Origin of the sequence: Sphingobacterium faecium (assembly GCF_003054045.1) — a bacterium.
Classification (GTDB): Bacteria; Bacteroidota; Bacteroidia; order Sphingobacteriales; family Sphingobacteriaceae; genus Sphingobacterium; species Sphingobacterium faecium.
Genome location: NZ_QBKH01000002.1, coordinates 449,325 through 472,428 on the forward strand (window position 1 = coordinate 449,325; position 23,104 = coordinate 472,428).

At 36.2% G+C, this 23,104-nt stretch carries 18 protein-coding genes; 13 read left to right on the forward strand and 5 right to left on the reverse strand.

From position 1 onward, the window contains the following. Window positions 1-1,764: an ABC transporter ATP-binding protein gene (locus C8N37_RS06250; protein ID WP_108158108.1), complete on the forward strand. Its 1,764-nt coding sequence runs from the start codon at window positions 1-3 to the stop codon at window positions 1,762-1,764. Between the two features lie 173 nt (window positions 1,765-1,937). Here C8N37_RS06250 and C8N37_RS06255 read toward each other — a convergent pair whose 3' ends face one another. Next, window positions 1,938-2,465: an LbetaH domain-containing protein gene (locus C8N37_RS06255; RefSeq protein ID WP_108158109.1), complete on the reverse strand. Its 528-nt coding sequence runs from the start codon at window positions 2,463-2,465 to the stop codon at window positions 1,938-1,940. Window positions 2,466-2,779: 314 nt separating this feature from the next. On the opposite strand from C8N37_RS06255, the gene C8N37_RS06260 reads away from it, so the two are divergent. Both C8N37_RS06260 and C8N37_RS06265 read left to right on the forward strand, forming a co-directional pair. After that, on the forward strand, window positions 2,780-3,259 hold the full coding sequence (locus C8N37_RS06260; RefSeq protein ID WP_108158110.1) for a DUF4293 domain-containing protein: 480 nt from the start codon (window positions 2,780-2,782) through the stop codon (window positions 3,257-3,259). A 148-nt stretch (window positions 3,260-3,407) separates the two neighbouring features. After that, window positions 3,408-3,875, forward strand: coding sequence for a hypothetical protein (locus tag C8N37_RS06265; RefSeq protein WP_244914354.1), 468 nt, complete (start codon window positions 3,408-3,410; stop codon window positions 3,873-3,875). A 29-nt stretch (window positions 3,876-3,904) separates the two neighbouring features. Here the strand turns inward: C8N37_RS06265 and C8N37_RS06270 are convergent, their stop codons facing one another. Continuing rightward, entirely contained in the window at window positions 3,905-4,444 is a 540-nt protein-coding gene (locus C8N37_RS06270; protein WP_108158111.1) for a tetratricopeptide repeat protein, read from the reverse strand. A 113-nt stretch (window positions 4,445-4,557) separates the two neighbouring features. Here C8N37_RS06270 and ung point away from each other — a divergent pair, with 113 nt between their 5' ends. Beyond that, the gene (ung, locus tag C8N37_RS06275; RefSeq protein WP_108158112.1) at window positions 4,558-5,232 is read left to right on the forward strand and encodes a uracil-DNA glycosylase; all 675 of its coding nucleotides are present in this window, start codon (window positions 4,558-4,560) and stop codon (window positions 5,230-5,232) included. Window positions 5,233-5,237: 5 nt separating this feature from the next. Here the strand turns inward: ung and C8N37_RS06280 are convergent, their stop codons facing one another. Further along, window positions 5,238-6,317 (reverse strand): DUF6695 family protein, encoded by a 1,080-nt coding sequence (locus tag C8N37_RS06280; protein ID WP_108158113.1) that lies wholly within the window; start codon window positions 6,315-6,317, stop codon window positions 5,238-5,240. Window positions 6,318-6,869: 552 nt separating this feature from the next. Further along, on the reverse strand, window positions 6,870-7,340 hold the full coding sequence (locus tag C8N37_RS06285; protein WP_045753407.1) for an Lrp/AsnC family transcriptional regulator: 471 nt from the start codon (window positions 7,338-7,340) through the stop codon (window positions 6,870-6,872). A 340-nt stretch (window positions 7,341-7,680) separates the two neighbouring features. Between C8N37_RS06285 and sufB the strand changes: the two genes are divergently transcribed. The 3 genes from sufB to sufD all read left to right on the forward strand — a co-directional run bounded on the left by sufB (window position 7,681) and on the right by sufD (window position 11,323). Continuing rightward, complete coding sequence (gene sufB, locus C8N37_RS06290; RefSeq protein WP_108158114.1) at window positions 7,681-9,132, forward strand: Fe-S cluster assembly protein SufB; 1,452 nt, start codon at window positions 7,681-7,683, stop codon at window positions 9,130-9,132. 73 nt (window positions 9,133-9,205) lie between these two features. Next, window positions 9,206-9,964 carry a Fe-S cluster assembly ATPase SufC gene (gene sufC, locus C8N37_RS06295; protein WP_021192429.1) on the forward strand — a complete coding sequence of 253 codons (759 nt, stop codon included), beginning with the start codon at window positions 9,206-9,208 and terminating at the stop codon, window positions 9,962-9,964. 57 nt (window positions 9,965-10,021) lie between these two features. Continuing rightward, the gene (sufD, locus tag C8N37_RS06300; RefSeq protein WP_108158115.1) at window positions 10,022-11,323 is read left to right on the forward strand and encodes a Fe-S cluster assembly protein SufD; all 1,302 of its coding nucleotides are present in this window, start codon (window positions 10,022-10,024) and stop codon (window positions 11,321-11,323) included. 59 nt (window positions 11,324-11,382) lie between these two features. Here the strand turns inward: sufD and C8N37_RS06305 are convergent, their stop codons facing one another. Further along, window positions 11,383-11,802, reverse strand: coding sequence for a PH domain-containing protein (locus C8N37_RS06305; protein WP_108158116.1), 420 nt, complete (start codon window positions 11,800-11,802; stop codon window positions 11,383-11,385). Window positions 11,803-11,954: 152 nt separating this feature from the next. Between C8N37_RS06305 and C8N37_RS06310 the strand changes: the two genes are divergently transcribed. The 6 genes from C8N37_RS06310 to C8N37_RS06335 all read left to right on the forward strand — a co-directional run bounded on the left by C8N37_RS06310 (window position 11,955) and on the right by C8N37_RS06335 (window position 23,065). Continuing rightward, window positions 11,955-13,430 (forward strand): sensor histidine kinase, encoded by a 1,476-nt coding sequence (locus C8N37_RS06310; protein WP_108158117.1) that lies wholly within the window; start codon window positions 11,955-11,957, stop codon window positions 13,428-13,430. Between the two features lie 159 nt (window positions 13,431-13,589). Next, a complete protein-coding gene (locus C8N37_RS06315; RefSeq protein WP_108158118.1) occupies window positions 13,590-16,205 on the forward strand; it encodes a zinc-dependent metalloprotease in 2,616 nt (871 codons plus the stop codon). A gap of 23 nt (window positions 16,206-16,228) precedes the next feature. Next, a complete protein-coding gene (locus C8N37_RS06320; protein WP_108158119.1) occupies window positions 16,229-19,573 on the forward strand; it encodes a SusC/RagA family TonB-linked outer membrane protein in 3,345 nt (1,114 codons plus the stop codon). A gap of 10 nt (window positions 19,574-19,583) precedes the next feature. Beyond that, window positions 19,584-20,903: a RagB/SusD family nutrient uptake outer membrane protein gene (locus C8N37_RS06325; protein ID WP_108158120.1), complete on the forward strand. Its 1,320-nt coding sequence runs from the start codon at window positions 19,584-19,586 to the stop codon at window positions 20,901-20,903. A gap of 71 nt (window positions 20,904-20,974) precedes the next feature. Beyond that, on the forward strand, window positions 20,975-21,700 hold the full coding sequence (locus C8N37_RS06330; protein ID WP_108158121.1) for a LytR/AlgR family response regulator transcription factor: 726 nt from the start codon (window positions 20,975-20,977) through the stop codon (window positions 21,698-21,700). A 150-nt stretch (window positions 21,701-21,850) separates the two neighbouring features. Beyond that, window positions 21,851-23,065: an MFS transporter gene (locus tag C8N37_RS06335; RefSeq protein ID WP_108158122.1), complete on the forward strand. Its 1,215-nt coding sequence runs from the start codon at window positions 21,851-21,853 to the stop codon at window positions 23,063-23,065. Window positions 23,066-23,104: the final 39 nt, after the last annotated feature.

Here is a 23,104-nt window from a genome sequence, read left to right on the forward strand (position 1 = left end):
GTGAGTCAAGAGAAAATAGTAGGAAAAACTTATGACGTAAATTTGTTGCGTCGGATGGTCAAATATATGAAGCCTTATGGTGGTGTTTTTTGGATATCCGTAGTATTGACGATTTTACTGGCAGCTGTCGCTCCAGCATTACCCATGCTGATCCAGTATACATTGGATAAATACATATTACAATTTAATACAGCAGGATTGAGTTTGATGTTCATCTTGATGATCGTATTGTTAATTGTACAGACACTCGTACGGTATTATCATACTTTAATGACCAATACCTTGGGGCAATCTGTGATTCGGGATATTCGAATTGAAGTGTTTAATCATATTACAAAACTTCGTTTAAAATATTTTGATCAGACACCTTTAGGGAAATTGATCACACGTACCATTTCAGATTTAGAGACTATATCAAATATCTTTTCTGAGGGCTTGATCCAAATTATTGGCGATTTATTGCAGCTCATCGTTATTCTAGGGGTCATGTTTTATACGGACTGGAAACTAACATTAATTGTATTGGTACCTATGCCGCTTATGGTCGCCGCAACTTATATTTTTAAGGAGGCGATGAAATCTGCTTTTCAAGATGTTCGTAAATGGGTTTCAAACTTGAATACCTTTTTGCAGGAACATATCTCAGGTATGGGTATTATCAAATACTTTGCGCGTGAAGAACAGGAGATGGATAAATTTAAAGAGATCAATGGTCACCACCGCAATGCTCATATCCGTGCAAATTGGTATTTTTCTATATTTTTCCCTGTTTTAGAGATTATCATGGCCATTTCATTAGGTTTGTTGGTCTGGTTTGGAGCTAAACAGATTTTAGGAGATGTGATCTCTCCAGGAGTTGTCGTTGCATTTATCATGTATATTAATATGATCTTTCGCCCTATCCGAGAATTGATCGATAAATTTAATACCTTACAAATGGGAATGGTGAGTGCTGAACGTATATTTGAAGTATTGGATACCGATGAACATACTCCTAATTCAGGAACATTAGAACCCAATCATATTCATGGAGAAATCGAATTTAAAAATGTATGGTTTGCTTACAATGATGAAAACTGGGTATTGAGAGATGTTAGTTTTAAAGTTGCTCCAGGTGAAACATTAGCTTTAGTCGGTGCGACGGGGGCAGGAAAATCATCGACCATTAATATTTTAAGCCGTTTTTACGAAATCAATAAAGGACAGATCTTATTGGATGGTGTTGATATTCGGGAATATGAATTAAATTTTCTTAGAAAAACGATAGCAACTGTACTTCAGGATGTATTTTTATTTTCGGATTCCATCTTGCACAATATAGATCTGCACGATGAGCATATCACGCGAGAATCCATTATTGCAGCTGCTAAACAGGTAGGCGCGCACGATTTTATCATGCGTTTGCCCGGCGGATATGATTATCAGGTTCAAGAAAGAGGAGCCACCCTGTCATCAGGGCAAGCCCAATTGATTTCATTTATTAGAGCTTTGGTTCATGATCCTCGTATTTTGGTACTCGATGAAGCTACATCTTCTGTTGATACAGAAACAGAAGAGCTTATCCAACATGCCATCGACAATTTGATGGTAGGGAGAACAGCTATAGTGATTGCACATCGATTGTCCACCATTCAAAGAGCAAACAAAATTATCGTATTGGAAAAAGGGGAGATCATGGAGGTGGGGACACATCATGAACTACTCAATATCGATGGTTACTATAAGAAATTATACGACCTGCAGTTCCATTCTGCAGGTATTTAAAGCATTCATAAGCCCATCTTCAAATGTGAGATGGGCTTATGAATATTCTTTTTGCTTGAAGATTGAACTTGTCAATTACTCGTAAACATGTGCTCATGGATAGATCTTTTTAATATCATCCAATAGCTGGGAGCAATTTTATTTAGAATTATTGTTTAAAATTAGTGCACAGATCATGCTTTTTCAATGCAGCTGTCTTTAGCGATAGTTTCTTCTGCTGGTATATGGATATTGGCCGTAATCTCAGATCCCCGTCCGATCAATACATGGCTACCGATAGTACTATTGGGACCAATATTCACAAAATCTTCAATAATCGTATTACTGGCAATGACAGCATTACTGCTGATGATGCAGTGATTACCGATTTGCACATCAGGTGCTATCGATGCTCCTGGTAAGATAATCGTACCCCTGCCGATGTCCGCTCTTTTTGAAATATGAGCTTGGGGATGAAGAAGAGAACAGTATTCCCAACTAGGATTTTCTAAAACAATGCGTTGACGTAACCCCGGATCATAAACCGCAATGAAAAACTGTTCATCATAACTTTTTACCTCATGATGAAGATTAACCGGATAATCAAAAACAGATGCTATTAGCAATGATTTATCAATAAGACCTGAAATACCGATATGTAGTTCCTCGGCTGTTTCGACAGCAACTTTAGCGTGTGCTGTAGCGCCATAAATATATAACATAGCACAAAAGTAAAAATAAGCAAATCAAAAGTTCAATTTAATTGTTATTATGAGGAGTTCTTATGATAAGGGTTCATTTTGTTATTCTAATTGCTAATTTCTTACCAATAGATCAAAATGACTGCAGGTAAAAAGATCATGGGGGGCGCTCATCAGGAAGGATTTAAAGAATCATTACAAATGCGTATGAAAGCTGATAGGTGTTCTTTACAATAGCTCATAACGCATAAATTTGCTTTTGATTATAAACTAAATATATTGTGTTTATAATCAAATTTATCTAAGTTTGTCATCAATCAATTTAATATATAAAAATGATTCAACGTATTCAAACCATTTATTTGCTCGTTGCTGGACTGATTTTGTTTGGCTTATTTTTGTTTCCTTATGTTCACTATAATGACCTTGTAGGTCTCGGAAAAGATGTTAGAGTTACAGGTATTTATGGTACATCAGCGGGCTTACCGACACATGAGACTAGTTTTTGGTATATATTGCAAATCATTGCAACTGTAGTTGTGGGACTATTGCCTATTTATACCATATTTAAATTTAAAAATCGAAAGACTCAAATTAAATTGATTCTGCTTGATATCGTGTTGATTGTTTTGCTTGCGGTCTGGTTGTACGCAAGTGCTAGTGGTCATTTGGTCACTGTCAATCAATTTTTAGGTGCAGGCACTATCGGTGTAGGCTTCTTTTTGTTACCCATCTCGATTATCTTTCTTTCCTTAGCACTAGGAGCAATTCGCCGAGATGAGAAGTTAATCAAATCTGCAGATCGATTACGTTAATATCAAGTAAAATTTATTATAGAAAGCTATGTATATATGACATGGCTTTTTTAATTTAAAAAAAATGAGACCAGCATGATACCGCTCACAAACGGGAGTGAATATACTCATGCTAGCTTCATTGCCGTTAAAAATAAATTATATTCTAATGAAAATAATTGCAAAATATTCAGCAATCCTTTGTGCGGTTTTATTTGTAGGGCAGTATGCCTTTGCACAGGTTGCTCAAGTGGAAAAAGACCCATTAGTGGTTGATGAAATTCAAATCGATGTAAAAAGTGTGCAGATTGATGCTAAATCGAAGACGGCATCGGTTGAATTATTTCTGACATCTTATACCCGTAGTGGAAGAGAATTAAAGTTGAATACTTTTGGGACACAACTCTTGGATGTGAAAGGTACAACCTATTTATTTGGAACGATCACGTTGGGCAAGATATTGGTAAAACTGCAGGATAAGCAAAATTATATTAATTATTTAATGCAGATGGATGAACCTGTTTTACTGAAAGTGACTGTTCCAAATTGGGGGAAAGTAAAACCAAAAGAAATAATCGTTGTCTTTGAAGACAGTGAAGAAGAAGGGCATTATATAGAAACGGCTGTTCAATTGTAATTGAACAGCCGTTTTTACTTTTGTTAGCCTTATCTGCTATAACGTATTTGTTGACGATCCATCATACCCATTTGGTCTTTCATCATTTTGATTTGATCAGCCAACAATTTATTTTTATCTGCTTTTTTAGCCTCCTGTAGATATTTCTCCGCTTCACGCTTATTGCGTTTCGCCATTGCAATACCTGCTAAACTGAGTTTTGCAAGAGCAATATTGTGATCCATGTGAAGACCTAATGTTAATGCTTTTTTGAAATACTTTTCAGCTTGCATAGGGGCACGCTGTGATTCGATCAATCCGATCAACATATTGTAGTAACCATATTGAGCAGGGATTAATTGCTGCTCGTAGTTCGTGATTTTATTTAACCATTTTTCAGCTTTTGGCATATCCTGTTTGCGCAGAAACCACTGAGCCAATAACATATATTCGTGGAAAAATACCGTTACAAATCCAAGTATAGTTAAGAATATCCCTAAAATACCCCATCCCCATTGGCCGATCCAAAATAAAGCGACAGTTCCAATTAATAACAAGCTGCTGATAATAATTCTTACAAGATTTGACATAAGTCTATATTTAGTGTAAATGTATACCGAGTTTAATTTTGCAAATATCCGTTAAATTGTGCGCTAAAGCAACTTGTTTTAGTTGTTATTTTGTAAAATTGTATATTTAAAGTATGGGAAAACGTTTTGATCAATCTTGGGAACCTATTTTGGGCCCACTTTTAAATCAGCCCTATATGGCTGAACTTTCATTTTTTGTACAACAATCGAGAAATCAGGGACGTGTTTTTCCGCCTCGAGAATTGGTTTTTAATGCATTTAAACTAACAGGTTTTGATTCGCTAAAAGTTGTTATTTTGGGCCAAGATCCTTACCATAATGATGGGCAAGCACATGGTTTAGCATTTTCTGTTCCAGATGGTATTGCTCTGCCACCTTCATTAAAAAATATATTCAAAGAGCTGGAAACTGATATACCAGGCTTTAAGACACCTCGATCAGGAGATTTATCTCACTGGGCGCAACAAGGGGTGTTGTTATTAAACGCGACATTAACAGTCAATGCACATCAGGCAGGTTCACATCAAAAGAAAGGATGGGAGCAATTTACAGATCAAGTCATAAAAGCAATTTCCGATCAGAAAGATGCTGTTGTGTTCTTACTGTGGGGTGCATACGCACAAAAGAAAACGAACTTAATAGATGCGAATAAGCATTTAATTTTGAATACTGTGCACCCATCACCTTTGTCTGTTTATCGTGGGTTTTTTGGTTGTAAGCATTTTTCTCAAGCTAACTTTTTCTTACAAAAGCATGGAGAAAAAGCCATAGACTGGAAGTTGTTGTAAATCCTCTAAGCAGTCATTTCTTCTTCCAATAAGGATTGTAACTCCTCAGTGGAAATATGATGCAGGTGATTTACTTTTAGTTTTTTATGATTTTGTAGGAGATGTGTGACCATGAGATGACTGTCATAGGTAACTTTTAAGCCTTCTAAACTTCTTATTCTTTCTTCAGTTTCGCCTATGATGGCATACTCAAAAATGCCTGTGATGGTAAATCGCTGAATGAGCAATTGGTTGTTTTTAAGTAAAGTGAAATCAAACCATGCTCCCTCGCCTACACCTCCAAGATATTGAGCACTTTCGGGAATTTGTAAAGGCTTGTGTTTGTGCAACATACTGCCAATCGTGATGTCTTCTGGCAATAAGGCAGCCCGATTGCTGTATACATTTTCACTTAACTTCTTGATCAAGAATAGGAGGGATTGGACACGCGACATTCTGAAGTTATGTAAACCCTGTTGTGGTGTGTAGCTGTAGATCATCTTATTTTCAGCCGAATTGACCAAATTACTTATTGGACTTGCTTTGATCGTTTCTGGGAAATTGATGGGATGAGTCCATGAAAATTGCTTGGAAGAGGCAAAAAGTAATCGGGTAATGAAGCGCGAGCAGTTGTTGTTTCCTTTTGCTACAGCTCCATATGGATAAGAACCTTTTCGTACCCAATAATCAGCAAATTTTTTAGCCTGTTTAAAGTTTAGCCCCTTCACGATAGAAAAATATAACTCTCCACTACCCTGCATCGCTGGTTTCATGCTTTCAAAATGATACGCTATCGCTTCTAAATTAGAAATATCGCCATTTTTAAATGTTGCTTGGATATCAATATTTAAAAGTGGATCCGAATCCTTAGATCGTGCTCGGCCATAACCACGTGGGGAGATGTATCTTCCGAAATCGTAGTATAATAATTCACCTGTCTTAGCAGAAATAAGAACAACCCCGGTATGTCCAACTTTAAAATTTAAATTTTTTACAATGCCAATTTTTTTAAAAAACATCATCCATTTTTCATCCCCTCTTATTGTGGCATCGGGCCAAGATAAAATAAGGGCAAAATCATGATATGTTGTGGGCTGATCTCTCATAACTGTCTTGTAAAGATAATAAATAAAATTAACGGACTTCTTCAATTCCTGTCAGTCACCAATAAAAACCTGCTTTTCAATATCTGTTTATACTGAATTTTTTATATTAAACGCCATCAAGTGAATACAATAGGTATACGAGCTGATTTTTTTAACTTTATATTTAAAACTATCTTCGAATACATATAATATTGGTATCATCCACCGTATAGCCAACGATCTGAGCGATATGCTAGCTGTGAAGGATATAAGAGCGAAGTTTTTATGTTGTTTAGCTGTGAAGCTGAACAGTTTGATTGAGGTAAATGCATGGCTTATGCTGCACAATCTCCTCTATAGCTTAAATGAAGCAAGATGAGATTGGCGATCACATCTTGCTTTTGTATTTTCGATCCATTAATTATCGGGATGTAATGGAATGCAACCGCTCGCTATCAGGAATGTTTAAGAACTATTAAACCAGCATTTTAATGATTATCAACATTTTCTCCTGGTTATTTTAACCTCAAGCCAATAGGCTACTATGAGTAGCAATTGCTTTTGAAATTATTTTTAATATTCTAATGGAATAATAGGTTCTTTCTTACTGGTAGACATGATCATCATCGTTTGAAAGGTTTTCACAAAAGGAATCTTGGCGATTTTTTCCATGATAACAGCTTCATAAGCTTTGATATCTTTTACATATACCTTAAGCATAAAATCACAGCTGCCTGTTACGTGGTGACATTCTGTGACCTCCGGAATCATTTTCACGGCCAAAACAAATTCTGGAATAGCATTATGGGTGTGAAAATCTAAAGATATCTGTATGAACGATTTGATTCCTAAACCTAATTTCTCTTCATCCACAAAAGCATGATAACTTTTTATAAATCCCGAATTTTCAAGTTTTCTAACGCGTTCTAAAGTCGGAGCTGGAGAAAGACCAATACTAGATGCTAATTGCAAATTCGTAATGCGTCCGTTCTCTTGCAATAACTTAAGAATTTTTAAGTCTGTTTTATCTGGCAAAAATGGCATATTAAACTATTTTTATTGGTGATATTCTGTAAATATACACAATTGTTCCAAATTTAATTTGGTCATGAAGAGTGTTTTTGATTTTTAATTTTTTATATAGTTATTAACTATATTTTACATGTATATGTATAGATTTTTGCTATGACAAATCATTTGTTTGTAAAAAAGTGATATCCGTTAAGCTTATAACGCCCAGAAAGTGACTTTTGTCACTTTTTTAATCAAAATGAGGTTCTAAACTGCTAAAAGTAACGTTTTATTGGCAGGTAAATCGTAACTTTGTCGTTCAGAAGATTGTGGGTTTTACCTGAATGCAATTTTTTAAACGTGAGAGCGAACTATGAGTACTAAAGACGACGATTTACTAAAAGAGCTGGAGCTCGAAGAATATAAATACGGGTTCACAACAGACATCGAAATGGATTTTGCACCAATTGGTCTTACAGAAGACACTGTGCGTTTTATTTCAGCAAAGAAGAATGAACCCGAATGGTTATTGGAGTGGAGATTGAAAGCATTCCGTCATTTTCAGACCTTAAAAATGCCGAAATGGCAAAATTTTGAATTACCTGAAGTTGATTTTCAAGGCATCTCTTATTATGCGGCACCTAAGGTGAAACCGCAATTAAATAGTTTAGACGAGGTAGATCCAGAATTGCTGTCTACATTTGCTAAACTTGGGATTCCATTGGATGAACAAAAAATATTAGCTGGTGTGGTTGCTGTAGATGCTGTATTTGATTCGGTATCTGTGAAAACGACTTTCCGAGAAAAACTAAAGGAGCAAGGTGTGATCTTTTGTTCTTTTGGAGAAGCTGTTCAGGAACATCCCGAATTGGTGAAAAAATATTTAGGTACAGTTGTTCCTCAAACTGATAATATTTATGCAGCCTTAAATTCTGCTGTATTCTCTGATGGATCATTTGTATACATACCGAAAGGCGTCCGTTGTCCAATGGAATTATCTACCTATTTCCGTATCAATGCACAAAATACAGGTCAATTTGAGCGTACTTTGATCGTAGCAGAAGAAGGAGCATATGTTTCTTATCTAGAAGGTTGTACAGCGCCTATGCGTGATGAAAATCAATTGCACGCAGCAGTTGTAGAATTGATCGCTGAAAAAGATGCTGAAATAAAATATTCTACCGTACAAAACTGGTATCCTGGGGATAAAGATGGTAAAGGTGGTATCTTTAACTTCGTTACAAAACGCGGTATCTGTAAAGGTGACAACAGTAAGATCTCTTGGACACAAGTAGAGACTGGTTCCGCAATCACATGGAAATATCCGGGTGTAATCTTGAAAGGCGATAATTCAGTTGGTGAGTTTTACTCCGTAGCGATGACCCGTAATATGCAAGTAGCAGATACAGGTACCAAGATGATCCATATCGGAAAGAATACGAAATCAAAAATTATTTCTAAAGGGATTTCTGCAGGTAGAAGCCACAACAGCTATAGAGGTTTGGTGAAAATTGGTCCAAATGCAGATAATGCAAGAAATTTTACACAGTGTGACTCTTTATTAATTGGAGATCGTTGTGGTGCACATACTTTCCCTTACATCGAGAATCGTAATAATACAGCAACATTAGAGCATGAAGCAACGACTTCAAAAATAGGAGAAGATCAAGTCTTTTATCTCAATCAACGTGGTATTGACTCTGAAAAAGCAGTCGGACTTATCGTTAATGGTTATGCAAAAGAAGTGCTAAATCAGTTGCCGATGGAGTTTGCTGTAGAAGCTCAGAAATTATTAGCAATCTCATTAGAAGGTTCAGTAGGATAGATATAAAAAATATAGTTGCATCATAAGTGGCTAGCTGATAGCACTTGAGGCAATACACAATACTAATAAAGAAATGTTAAGTATAAAAAATTTACACGCGTCTGTAGACGGCAAACAAATTTTAAAGGGTTTAAATCTTGAAGTAAAAGCAGGCGAAATTCATGCAATCATGGGTCCAAACGGTGCTGGTAAAAGTACTTTGGGAAATGTTTTAGCTGGTCGTGATGCGTACGAAGTAACTGAAGGTGAAGCTTTATTGGACAATGTTGATCTATTGGATTTGTCTCCAGAAGATCGTGCTCGTGAAGGTCTATTTTTAGCTTTCCAATATCCAATCGAAATACCAGGGGTATCAAACATTAACTTCTTGAAGACCGCGGTTAACGATATTCGTGCATATAAAGGATTGCCTCCAATGGAAGCAAAAGAGTTCTTAAAAACGGTTAAAGAAAAACAACAATTGGTTGAATTCTCTGCTAATCTGGCAAATCGTTCATTAAATGAAGGATTTTCAGGGGGTGAGAAGAAACGTAATGAGATTTTCCAACTAGCGATGTTAAATCCTAAATTATCTATTTTAGATGAGACAGATTCAGGTTTGGATATTGATGCATTACGTATCGTAGCCAATGGTGTGAATCAATTGCGTTCTAAAGATAATGCTTTTGTAGTGATCACTCACTACCAACGTCTTTTAGATTATATCGTGCCTGATGTCGTGCACGTATTATACAACGGACGTATTGTGAAATCTGGTCCTAAAGAACTTGCTTTAGAATTAGAAGAAAAAGGTTACGATTGGTTAAAAGAATTAGACGCACAAAACGCATAATCACCCTAAATCTTGTGAAAGAATAGAGTTTTTAAAGCGATTTGATTAAAATATAAAATGAATACATTAGTTTCAGAATCATTACTTCAACAAGTGTTGAACAGTTTTCAAGAGCAAGTGGCAGAGCCTGCTTTTTTGTCGACGATACGTCAACAAGCTTTTGATCGCTTTTCGGCAGTTGGCTTTCCTACTGTGAAAGATGAAGAATGGAAATACACCAATATTCATAAGCTTATCGATCAATCATATGTATTGAATTCGGATGTGGATATTGAAGGATTAGATTTTAGTGCTGGCGAAATTCCAAACTTGGATGCCCACCGTATCGTATTAGTTAACGGTCAATACATGCTTTCATTCTCCTCATTAGAGGAGGAAAACGGTCTTATTGTAAAACCTATGGAAGATGCTGTAGAGGAGCCTGCTTTTAAAGCGAATTTTGCACAGCATGCCGATAAAGCTAATAACACTTTCGTAGCATTAAATACTGCAGGTTATACAAATGGTGTTTTTATTGCGTTAGCAAAAAATACAATTTTATCAAAACCAATTCATATTATTCATGTTGCGACAGGTCAAGAAGATTTCTTCTCGCAAACACGTAATTTGATTGTCGTAGATGCCAATGCTGAAGTAGAAATTATCGAGTCCTATATGACTGCTGAAGGTGCTGCTAAAAACATTCAAAATAAAGTTTCAGAGATCGTGATTAAGGAAAACGCTAAAATGCAACATTATTATTTGCAAGTAGCAGAAGCTGTCAGTCATTATTTCAATCATACCGAAGTATATCAAGAGAAGTATAGTCTTTACAACAATTATAACTGTAACTTCCCTGGCGCATCTTTTATTAGAAATAATATCAATGTACGTCTTGATGCTGAAAATGTCGAAAGTCATCTATATGGTATCAACTTGACAGATGATAAGCAATTGGTGGATAACCACACGGAAGTCGACCATATGAAACCGCATTGTGAATCTTACGAATGGTACAAAAACATTACGCAAGGCGAGTCAACAGCTGTTTTTAACGGTAAGATTTTTGTACGTGAAGATGCTCAAAAAACAAACGCATTTCAACAAAATAATAATTTGTTGATCTCCGATAAATCAGCAGTTTATACAAAACCTCAGTTAGAAATTTTCGCTGATGATGTGAAGTGTTCACATGGTTGTACCATTGGACAGTTTGACAATGATGCATTGTTCTACTTAAGAGCGAGAGGTATTGGAGAACAGGCAGCACGTATTTTATTGGTACATGCATTTGCATTTGATGTGACAAGTCGTTTTTCAAATGATGTTGTTCGTCGATATGTAGAAGAATTAGTTGAAGAAAGTTTAACAAGCAAATAGGTCTCCCTATATTGCTCTATCTATAAAAAAGCGTTTGAACTCTAATTCAAACGCTTTTACTATGAAATAATTTCAATGGTTGGATTTACTTTTAAAATTTCCTGGAGAAAAGTATCCTCGGAATTTGGATTGATAAAGACATCATCATATATATTAAAGTGTACGACGAGACCCTTTTGATACGGATTAAAAAAAGGGTAAAGTCCTCTAGTTTGATTTCGCTCAATTTTTCGGATAGAAGGGATTGAAATCGTCTTTTTTTCTAAAAAATTATTCAAATTCAAGGATTTATCTATAATACTATATCTTGGAAATATAAAAACAACGTACCAGATGAAACCAAGAAATACGGTTGATAATAGGGCCCCTAAATAAAGTCCTTTATTAATATTTCCATAAGAATTGAAAATAAAGATAGCAAGGATAATCAGTAACCAAATATAGGTTCCTCCATAGATTTTAGGTCTGTAAATTTTCATAATGAAGTGCTTTTGAGGCTTTAATTCTTTAAGTTAGTGGTTTTTTTTTATTTCCCCTAGAAAATTTTCAAATATATAGTGATGCGGGGTTCATTTGATGTTCAAAAGGTTAATTGTTGTTTTATTTTTTATGATTTTTGAATAAATACGTTATGGCTTCTATTTCTTTTACACGTAACAGAATACTCATCTTAGGATTGGCACTTATTTTTGTTGTGTCGATATATATCATCATGTTTCGTGTTATTGATCAACGATTAGAGCGGTTGAATAGGCGTATTTTAAAGGAGGTGTCATTGGAAAAATCAGAACTTGTTCAAAAAGAATTTGATGATTTTGATCGTATTTTTCACTTAATGGGACTTGCAGCAGATGAAGGACAGCAAGAGTTTATGAATAAGCTCATTGAACAAGACAGCGTTAAACAATTTCTTGTTGCTTATTCCTACTGGAAATCTGAATCGGGAGTTTATTCAAAAAAATTAACATGGTACAACGATAAAAGTGTTATAGATTCCATTTTTATTCAGACGAAATTATTTGAAGATATCACATCAGCAACCTTTATTCAAGGTGAAAATGGCATGTATTTGCGGATTCATATTAAAACGAATAAAGGTGTTCTACAATTGATTTTAGATCTCTATAAATTCAATACTTATATAGCAAATCAAAACATAGGAATGCGGGCTTATTTTGAACTATATGATGATCATGGGATATGTATTATGCATCCTGATCTAACCCATATCGGGAAAAAAAGAAAAGAAGCTATAATGAGCTATCCGATTAGAGATAGTGTGATCCTCTCGGATCATCTAGGATTAGAGGTGTTGCTGGAAGAATATAAATTAAACGGTATATTTTCAGATAGTAAATTTTTTGTAAACGTCGTTTTGCTTATGACAGCAGATGAAGTTCGCGATATCGGCAATACAGCATTTCTCTTGGGAGCCTTAGGTATTGCTACGATGCTACTTTTTATATTTTTGATTGATTGGCAAAATAGAAAAGCAAAACAGTTGACGTTGAGGAATTTGGAGTATCAAAAAGAAGATGCATTGCTGCGTTTTGAAAATTTAAAGAGAAAAGTCGACCCACATTTTCTCTTCAATGCGTTGGGCTCTTTGCAGCAATTGATCGGTAAAGACCCACTTCAAGCAAAGACATTCGTTGGTAAAATGGCAAAAGTATACCGTAAGTTTTTAAGTCGTGATGAATCCGGATTGGCGACTATCAAAGAAGAAGTTGTGCTTGCAGAAGAATATTTTTTTATGCAAAAGATTCGTTTTGTAGATACGTTAATACCTCTAGAAATTAATATCTCGCCAGAAGCGATGACTTTACATATTCCCCGTTTTAGTCTGCAGATTTTGATAGAGAATGCTATTAAGCATAATGAACTCAATAAGGAAAAACCTCTGTCGATCTCCATTATTGAAACCCAAGGCCAACTCGTAGTTCGAAACACGGTGTTGTTAAAAAATCCAGATATAGATTCGGCAGGATATGGTACGCAAATGATCGCACATGTCTATGATTTTTATCAGGTACAAGGTTTTGAAATACAGCATAATGAAACAGATTTTATAGTTTACCTGCCCTTTATTCATATCGATAGTCAATAAAGCTAAAATAATAATTTAATAGCGCTAGACTATTCTTCTAGTATTACTGCGGATTCACTCCTGAAATTAACGCCTTCACTCGGTTTCGCTTTTTGGAACGATAATATATTGGCATCTTCACCACCCTATATCTATGAGTCCTATATTAATTTAATACAAATGAATAATCTGCCTTTCAAAAGAAATTCGGCATTAGCAAGCTTAAGTTTCTTTTCCATTTTTATCCTAAATTCTTGTCAACTGCTCAGTCCATTAGGCTTAGGTAAAAAGAAAGATGTTGTCGCTGATTCCACAAAAAAGGATTCGGCATTGGTATACGATAAGTTTTTGAAAAATGCCAAAATAGACAGTGGGATTTTTAATGTTATTAATAAAGAAAAAGATTTCTTTTTTGAGATACCTATAGAAAAACTAGATCAAGATTTTTTATTGATCAATAAAATCTCTTCAGTACCATTAGCATTGAACGAAGCCGGTTTAAATAAGGGAATGAATTACGAAAATAAAGTTATTCGTTTTTCTTTGAAAAAAGCACGTAAAGAAATTTGGGCTAGTGAAATCAAGCCACAGGTTGAAGTTCCCAAAGAAGATGCGATAGCGCGTTCAGTAGCTGATAATTTTACACCATCTTTCATTGAATCATTCAAAATCGAAGGATATAATAAGGATTCTTCTTCGGTCATTATCAAAGTCAATAAAGTATTCGATGGTACGGAAAAAAGTTTCAATGATGTATTTACCAATATTGGTCTAGGCACATCACCAAAGACTGCCTTATCTATCATCGATCAAATGAAATCATTTGATAATAATATTGTCATCCGTTCCGTTTTATCGACTCGAGTAACAGAAGGAAATGAATCGATTCCCATTAGTTTGACGATAACGTGTAATATATTAGAGCTGCCAAAGAATGCCATGAAACCCCGGTTCTCAGATCCAAGGGTAGGTTATTTTACGACTCCTCGTTGGTACTTTTCAGATAAACAGCAAGAGTTAGAGAAGCGGGAACTCGTAACCCGTTGGCGTCTAGAACCTCGTGAAGAAGATGTACAACGTTATTTAGCAGGTGAATTGGTTGTGCCTAAGAAACCCATCGTTTTCTATATTGATCCAGCTACTCCGCAACAATGGCGTCAGCAAATCATCGAAGGAGTACACGATTGGCAAAAAGCCTTTGAAGAAGCTGGTTTTAAAGATGCGATCATTGCAAAAGAAGTTCCTAAAGGAATGGATTTTGATATGGATGATGCCAATACATCTGCCATAACCTATGCTGCATCTCCACAGGCTAATGCGATGGGACCCTCCGTTGTAGATCCCCGTACTGGTGAAATTCTAGAAGCAGACGTTATCTGGTGGCACAATGTGATGACCGCATTAAACTCATGGATGCGTGTACAGACTGGTATTATTGACCCAACAGTCCGTGGTAATATATTTTCAGACGAAAAAATGGCGCATGCCATTCGTTTTGTGTCTTCACATGAGATCGGTCACACCTTAGGGCTGAAACATAATATGGGTTCTTCTTTTGGCTTTCCAGTGGACTCTTTGCGGTCGGCATCTTTTACACAAAAGATGGGCGGTACGGCAACATCCATAATGGATTATGCTCGTTTTAATTATGTTGCACAGCCCGAAGACCAGGTACAAGCCATCACACCAGTGATCGGGTTGTATGATAAATATGCCATTGCATGGGCTTATCGTTGGTACCCAAATAAAACAGCGTGGGAAGAACTTCCTTTGTTGAAAAAAGAAATCGAATCCAAGCAAGACAACCCTTATTATTGGTATGGGGAACAACAAGACCCTAAAAATACAATTGATCCAAGATCACAATCTGAGGATTTAGGCGATAATGCGATGCTTGCAGGAACCTATGGTTTGAAAAATTTGAAACGCATTATGCCACAAATTATTAACTGGACAACGACTTCAGGCCAAGATTATTATAAGGCAGGTAAATTGTATATGGCTGTTATTGGTCAGTGGTATACTTATGCCGATCATGTATCTAATAATATTGGAGGTATCTACTTAAATAACCCTGTTTTAGGAGATGGTAAAGATGCTTATGCACCAGTACCGCGTCAGACACAAATAGAAGCATTGGCTTATTTGAAAGAACATGTTTTTACATTGCCAGAATGGTTGTTCCGTAAGGAAATAATGACAAAAACTTTTCCTTTAAAAGATAGCCCAATTGGATCTTTTGAATATGCACCCTATACATTAAAAAGGGAATTTCAATACAGTTTATTGTATAATTTGCTTCAAGACCAACGCTTATTGCGTATGACAGAGATGGAATTATTATTTGGACGTAGCCAAGCTTGGAGTGTAGAAGAATTTTTGAAAGCACTGCGTCAAGATATTTTTGCACAAACGATAGCAAAGCAAAACTTAGATATCGATGCACGTATGTTGCAGCAAAATTATATTGATATTTTATTGGTTACCAATAATAAAAGTATGGATAAGTTAAACACAAAGAAATTATCTTTTGTGGACCAATTTATGCAAACAGCCAAGCCAACTTTTTGTCCGATACACGGCACAACACATGCTGCTACTGATGAATCTCATTTACGGAATGTACATGTTTCAGGTATGAGTAGAACCGCTGAAATGTTGACTGTGAAACGTGCTGAACTTATTCAGATCCAAAAGCTGTTGAAAGCAGCACAATCATCAGGAGATTTTACCACTCAAGCACATTACCAAGACCTATTAATGCGGATTAATAGTACTTTAAATATGAGTAAATAACTAAATCTATATATCAAAAACAAATGAACAAATTCTTACTCTTTGTCGTCTTTTCTTGCGTGCAACTTACTTCGTATGCACAAGAAACGATAACCTTAAAAGGAAAGGTGTTGGATAGCAAAACGCAATCACCGATATTAGGTGCTACCGTTTTTATTGAAAGCACTGCAGTTGGAGAATCTACGGGCGTAGTTGGTCAAATACAACAATCTGCATTGGGAGCAGTGACCGACAACGCTGGTAATTTTACTTTAACTGTGCCGACGGACGTTAAATATTTTACAGTTTCCTTTGTTGGATACCAAAATAAGCAAGTCCAGGTAGCAAAGGTATACAACACAATCTTTCTGGAAGCTACGGATAAGGCTTTGGAAGAAGTGATCGTAACAGGGTATACCAATATCAGTAAGGTCAAAAACACGACCGCTTATAATAAGCTGAAATTAGACGATATCAAGCAAACAGGAGTATCGAGTATTGACCAATTATTGGAAGGACAGGTAGCAGGTTTACAGTTAAGTAATCTAAATGGCGGGCCAAATAGTGCTCCAAAAATTCGTATACGTGGTACTGTATCCTTAAACGGAACGCAGGATCCTTTATGGGTAATCGATGGTTTGCCGATCGAAGGAACAGCATTGCCAAATACTTTTGATAAAGATAATTTGAACAATCTGTCTAATTTACCGATTGCAGGGATCAACCCAGATGATATTGCGGATATTACCGTATTGAAAGATGCTGCGGCAACATCCATTTATGGTGCTCGAGCTGCAAATGGTGTTATCGTGATTACAACTAAAAAAGGTAAAAAGGGACCTACACAGGTTTCTGTATCTGCAAACAGTTTCGTTACTCAAAAACCTGATTTTACTAAACTCAACCTGATGAACGCATCAGAAAAGGTTGATTTTGAATTAGGATTGGCCAATCGCTCTGATCTGACTTATCGAGCAGACCGTGGTGCTATTGCACGTTTATTGAGTGCCAATAATGAATTAGATGCTTATCGTCAATATGGATTGACAGGTCTTTCTAAAACAACACAAGACGCGATCAGTCAATTGCGCAATCAAAATCATAATTGGGGCGACGAATTGTACCGTACAGCATTAAATCAACAATATACAGCAGCGATATCTGGTGGATCTGATGGACACGATTTTTACTTGTCGGGAGGATTTTACGATGAAAAAGCAACAACAAAAGGAGTTGATATGCGTCGTTATTCACTGACTTTAAATAATAACTTTAAAATCAGTAATAAATTGAAAGCAGGTATTAATTTATTAGGATCATCTACAGATCGTAATAACTTCATTCAAGATCGTGATGCTTTTACTAATCCAAATACCTACGCACGTACAGTCAATCCGTATTTAATGCCTAGAGATGTACAAGGGAACTATATGTATGATCCCGATATTGAAGGGTATGCAAAAGATACCTATGTGCCTTTTAATGCGCTTGAGGAACGTACAAATACAAGCTATAATTTAAATAACAAAAGTTTAAAAGCAATAGCAAATGTCACCTATCAGGTACTTCCTTCTTTATCGCTACGTACTGAATTAGGTTTACAGTTTGAGGAATCAGGAACGGAGCGTTTCGCGGATAAAGAAAGCTATAACACAAGAAAGTTTAGAGAACAAACTCGTTATTACGATAGTGTTTCAAAAAAATATAAATATTTCCTTCCTGATGGTGGAACGATACAAAATGATAAAAACAGTATTTTTCAATACAACTGGAAATCTTTTGCGCAGTTCACCCGTAATTTTAACGATCACCATGATATTGAGATCATGGCAGGTACAGAATTGAGAAGGTCAAAAAACACCGGGATAATGACACGTGGGTTTGGTTTTAACCCAAAGACATTGACTAATGAAAATATTATATTCCCTAATAATAATTATTTTAATGATAATAGATTTAGACAATATTCAAAAGCAATAGGGGAAAATTCTTATGCATCATTTTATGCGAATGCTTCTTACAGTTACGATCGTAAATATAATGTGCATGGTAGTATTCGCTACGACGGTTCGAATATGTTTGGAGTAGATCCGAAATATAGATTCTTGCCGATATGGTCCTTATCAGGTTCATGGAATGCAAAGGAAGAAGATTTCTTGAAAGATAAAGAATGGATCTCGAATCTGAGATTCCGTGGATCCTATGGAATACAAGGAAACATAGATCGTAATACCTACCCTTTTATTATTGGTGAATATGGTAATGGTAGTCTGTTGCCAGGAACAAGTGAAGAAAATATTGTGGTCAATGCACCTGCTAATGATAAATTACGTTGGGAGCGTACACAATCGTGGAATGCTGGTCTTGATTTTGGAATCTTAAAAAATAGAGTACAATTTACGGTAGATTATTATTATCGTACTTCAACAGATCTGATCGGTACTAGTGATTTACCTCTAGAAAATGGATTCCCCAATGTATCCCGAAATTGGGCATCAGTAAATAATGATGGTATAGAATTATCGATCAGCAGTCAAAATATTGTTCGTGATCGTTTTAGCTGGTCAACAGATTTTAATATTGCGCAGAACCGCAATAAGTTGAAGCGTGTAATGGCTAATCCAAAAGCCTATAATGTAGACGCGCGTGCCGGCTACCCGATAAATGCTATGTATGTCATTGAGACAGCAGGTTTAGATGCCGATGGATTGCCACAGTTTTACAATGACCAGGGGGCTGTTGTGTCGTATGAAGATTTTTATCAATTATACGATCCTTATGCCGATTTTATGCCAGGTTATCTGGTATCATCGCCACTTACAAATAGGGAGTTTCAGAATAAATTCAAATATAAAGGTAGCCTTGACCCCAAATTTGTGGGTGGTATGACCAACAGGTTTCGTTATGCTAATTTCGATCTAGCTGTCTCTGTAGTTTTCAATATCGATCAGTGGATGCGTCGTAGCCCAACTTACAATCCAGCTATCGTAGACAGAGGTTCAAATTATACCAAAGATGTCTTGCAGGCATTAACTCCAGGTTCGAAAGAATTTATTGCAATCGGATCGACTAATGCTGAAGTTACAGACCGTTGGATGGCCTACAGCTGGATGAATGATAATGATCCATCTAATTCTTTTAAATATTTAGATATCTGGTCTAAAAAGATGAGTTATTTACGTGTCAACAGTATTCGTTTGGGTTATACTTTACCGAAGTCAGTTGCTAGTAAAGTTCAGGCATCCAATATTCGCTTTAATATAGAAGGACGTAACCTGTTTGTTTTTGGTAATAACTACGATGGATATTTTGATCCAGAAACTTATGGTAATAATTATGCGCAACCCATCTCAAAATCATTTGCATTTGGTTTAACAGCATCATTTTAAGTAGAAAACCATGAAAAAAAAATTAATATATATCGCATTGTTAGCTGTAGGTTTAACAGCTGTTTCTTGCAACAAATATTTAGATATACAACCAGTGGGAACAGTAGTTCCTACTACTGAAGCAGACTTTAGAGCTTTGATGGTAAGTGCATATCAAGCTTACCCTGCTCATAAGGCATTATTAAACTTACGCACAGACGAATTATTTTTAGATGAATATTCTACAGATATTGCTCAGATAAAAGATCTGTATCTATGGAGAGATCAAAATTCTGATCAAAATACTCTGCCAATGGCGTGGGAGACGATATACAAAAGTATCTTTTATACCAATCACATCATTGCTGAAGCAAAAAATAAAGCTGGAGATACAGATGCCGTAAAACAAATCCTGGCAGAAGCGTATTTATTACGTGCATATGCACACTTCGAACTTTTAAATACCTATGCCACTAACTTTAATGCAGCTACAGCTTCAACAGATCGCGGTGTTCCGATTTCGATAAAAGTAGACTTAGAGCAGTTGTTTGCCCCGTCAACAGTAGAAAAAGTGTATGCGCAGATACTGCAGGATATGAATCAGGGAACTGCTTTAATGCAGGTTTCAGATCAAGAGACCAAAGTAAAATACAGATTTAGTCGTCGTGCTTACGAAGCTTTTGAAGCACGATTAAGATTATATCGTGGCGAATGGGAACTTGCTTCAAAAGCTGCTGATAGAGGTTTAGCCATCAATGCAAACTTAGAGAATCTGAATGATACGACTTCTAAATTGCCAAATGACTTTGAATCCAAAGAAATGATCCAAGCGTTGGAAGAGGTCGGGAAAACAAATGTTTCACGTTCAACCTATATTAATCCATCTTTTCTGTCTAAATTTAAAGAAGGAGACTTACGTGTTAATCGTTATTTTCAAAAATCTGGAGGAGACTATGTATCAAAAAAAGGTGGAGATAATCGTTTTAACGTCACCTTTAGAAATGCAGAATTGTATTTGATCAAAGCAGAAGCTACAGCAAGATTGGGACAAAAGGAACAAGCTATTGCTGCGTTGACTATATTATTAAAAAACAGATTAACTGCAACTGCTTTTACAGCAGCTCAAGCAAAATTAGTAATACTTTCAAATGCAGATCTAATTACTTATATCTTAGATGAACGTGCGCGAGAACTTGCTTTGGAAGGATTGCGTTGGTATGATCTGAAACGTACAACAAGACCGGAGATTATACATAGCTATCAGTCTCAGATGTTCAAGTTGAATGAAAATGACCCCCGTTATGTAATTCGTTATCCAAAAGAATCAATTTCGAATAATCCAGATTTATAAAATTAACGCATTTTGTGTGAAATTCAATCCTCATTCTGAAAAGAATGGGGATTTTTTTATAAATTCAACACATGTTTAAAAAGATATTAATCGTAGAGGATGAAAATTGGGCTTCGGAAAGTCTATTGGAAAAATTGAGCCAACTGATTTCCACAAAGTTTGAATCTACGGTTAAAACGACAGTGCGAGAAGCTGCTGATTGGTTGCTTAAAAATGAGGTCGATCTCATTTTTATGGATGTTCAGCTTGGTGATGGACTCAGCTTTGAGATCTTTGATCAAGTAAAAATCAACGTACCTGTTATCTTTACAACAGCTTTTGAAGATTATGCATTAAAAGCATTTCAACATCAAGGGTATGCCTATCTGTTGAAACCGTATGATGAAGAGGAACTACAGGAAGCTTTGAATAAAATAACACCTTTTTTTGTTCAAGAAACAGATGATATCAAGTACAAAAGTCGTTTTTTGGTGCGCTATGGTATACGGTTAAAATCTATCCCAACAGTTGATATTGCTTACTTTATGGCTGAAGACAAATTGCTCTATGGTTATACCAAAGATGGTGATCAGTTTATTGTGGAAGATACGATTACAGGTCTTGGATCACGGCTCGATCCACAATTCTTTTTTCAGATCAATCGCAAATTTATTATACATATTGATTCTATTTTGGATATGTTAAAAGTAGGACGAAACCGTATTCGCCTGCAATTGCAACCAGCCCTGCCTTTAGGAGTTGAAGTCATAGTCAGTGAAGATAAATCATCCGATTTTCAAATGTGGCTGGATCGCTAAATTTTTTCTATTTTTGTGCCATTATGAAAGTCGCTTTATATACAACATTTTATTTCTAATCTGAGGACAATTTCGTTCATTAGGTTTTTTGTTTCATGGGGTCAATGATATTGAAATATCACTGACAGTTGTATTTTACTGAATTATTTTATGGAAAAGAAAAATTGGTTTCAGACCTATCTCTATATCTGGATTGGACAGTTTGTATCCTTATTGACCAGTTCAGCGGTTAACTTTGCTGTCATTGTATGGTTGAGTTTAACCCACAAATCTGCAGAAGTATTGGCTTTAGCCGGAATAGCTGGATTATTGCCTCAAGCATTGATCGGTCCATTTGTCGGTGTTTTTATCGATCGATGGGACCGCAAAAAGGTGATGATTTTTGCAGATGCTTTTATTGCGCTTTGTACTTTGCTCATGACATTTGTCCTTCAAGGATCAACTGTCGGCTTATCTTTGATCTATCTGTTATTAGCATGTCGCTCCATTGGATCTGCTTTTCATGCTCCTGCGATGCAAGCTATAGCACCATTGATGGTTCCCGAGGATAAGCTCTTGCGTGTATCAGGGATTAATCAGATGCTCCAGTCGGTAAGTAGTATCGCAGGGCCTGCGCTAGGTACATTGGCCATTACTTATTTTTCAATTTCCCAAGTGCTTTATCTCGATGTTATTGGTGCTGCTGTAGCCATTATATCCTTACTCTTTGTGACCATACCACATCTATCGGTAGAGTCTACCTTGTCGATTGCACAGGTCTGGGATGATTTGAAACAAGGTATGAAAGCCATCTATCATAATCGTGGATTGAGTTTATTGTTTTTATATGCGATGATTGCCACTTTTTGTGTGATGCCTATAGCCATTATGTTTCCTTTGCTGACCATTGGTCATTTCAATGGTGGCAAATGGGAGATGAGCGTGATTGAAATTATCTGGGGTGTCGGTATGTTAGTCGGAGGTGGCTTATTGAGTGCATTTAGGGTTCAGTTCTCGAAAGTGATGATGATCAATACCATGCACATCGTGTTGGGATTGACATTTGCATTTTCAGGATGGTTTCCTGCCACCTGGTTTATTCCATTTGTCGTGGTGACCGGAATTGGGGGTGTGGCGATGTCGCTATTCTCTGCCTCATTTATGACCACTATACAAGAAGAGGTGGCCCCGCAAATGTTGGGACGTGTGTTTTCACTTTATTTTAGTCTTGCTATTTTACCAAGTGTCGTTGGACTACTTTTTACCGGTTTTATTGCAGATGTTATTGGAGTTGCTCATGCTTTTGTGATCGCAGGAATATTGATGATGGTCGTAGGTATATTATCCTTTTTTACACCAGCAGTTATGCGCTTGGGAGAGAAGTAGTTTAAAATCCCCTGAAAAAATAAAAGCTTCCAAATTTTG

Excerpts from the sequence above, each read along its gene's own strand:
- C8N37_RS06255 (WP_108158109.1), bottom strand. The coding sequence starts at position 2,465 with ATGTTATATATTTATGGCGCTACAGCACACGCTAAAGTTGCTGTCGAA.
- C8N37_RS06280 (WP_108158113.1), bottom strand. The coding sequence starts at position 6,317 with ATGAGAGATCAGCCCACAACATATCATGATTTTGCCCTTATTTTATCT.
- C8N37_RS06265 (WP_244914354.1), top strand. The coding sequence starts at position 3,408 with ATGAAAATAATTGCAAAATATTCAGCAATCCTTTGTGCGGTTTTATTT.
- C8N37_RS06260 (WP_108158110.1), top strand. The coding sequence starts at position 2,780 with ATGATTCAACGTATTCAAACCATTTATTTGCTCGTTGCTGGACTGATT.
- C8N37_RS06305 (WP_108158116.1), bottom strand. The coding sequence starts at position 11,802 with ATGAAAATTTACAGACCTAAAATCTATGGAGGAACCTATATTTGGTTA.
- sufC (WP_021192429.1), top strand. The coding sequence starts at position 9,206 with ATGTTAAGTATAAAAAATTTACACGCGTCTGTAGACGGCAAACAAATT.
- C8N37_RS06320 (WP_108158119.1), top strand. The coding sequence starts at position 16,229 with ATGAACAAATTCTTACTCTTTGTCGTCTTTTCTTGCGTGCAACTTACT.
- C8N37_RS06330 (WP_108158121.1), top strand. The coding sequence starts at position 20,975 with ATGTTTAAAAAGATATTAATCGTAGAGGATGAAAATTGGGCTTCGGAA.
- C8N37_RS06310 (WP_108158117.1), top strand. The coding sequence starts at position 11,955 with ATGGCTTCTATTTCTTTTACACGTAACAGAATACTCATCTTAGGATTG.
- C8N37_RS06315 (WP_108158118.1), top strand. The coding sequence starts at position 13,590 with ATGAATAATCTGCCTTTCAAAAGAAATTCGGCATTAGCAAGCTTAAGT.
- sufB (WP_108158114.1), top strand. The coding sequence starts at position 7,681 with ATGAGTACTAAAGACGACGATTTACTAAAAGAGCTGGAGCTCGAAGAA.
- sufD (WP_108158115.1), top strand. The coding sequence starts at position 10,022 with ATGAATACATTAGTTTCAGAATCATTACTTCAACAAGTGTTGAACAGT.
- C8N37_RS06325 (WP_108158120.1), top strand. The coding sequence starts at position 19,584 with ATGAAAAAAAAATTAATATATATCGCATTGTTAGCTGTAGGTTTAACA.
- C8N37_RS06335 (WP_108158122.1), top strand. The coding sequence starts at position 21,851 with ATGGAAAAGAAAAATTGGTTTCAGACCTATCTCTATATCTGGATTGGA.
- C8N37_RS06270 (WP_108158111.1), bottom strand. The coding sequence starts at position 4,444 with ATGTCAAATCTTGTAAGAATTATTATCAGCAGCTTGTTATTAATTGGA.
- C8N37_RS06285 (WP_045753407.1), bottom strand. The coding sequence starts at position 7,340 with ATGCCATTTTTGCCAGATAAAACAGACTTAAAAATTCTTAAGTTATTG.
- ung (WP_108158112.1), top strand. The coding sequence starts at position 4,558 with ATGGGAAAACGTTTTGATCAATCTTGGGAACCTATTTTGGGCCCACTT.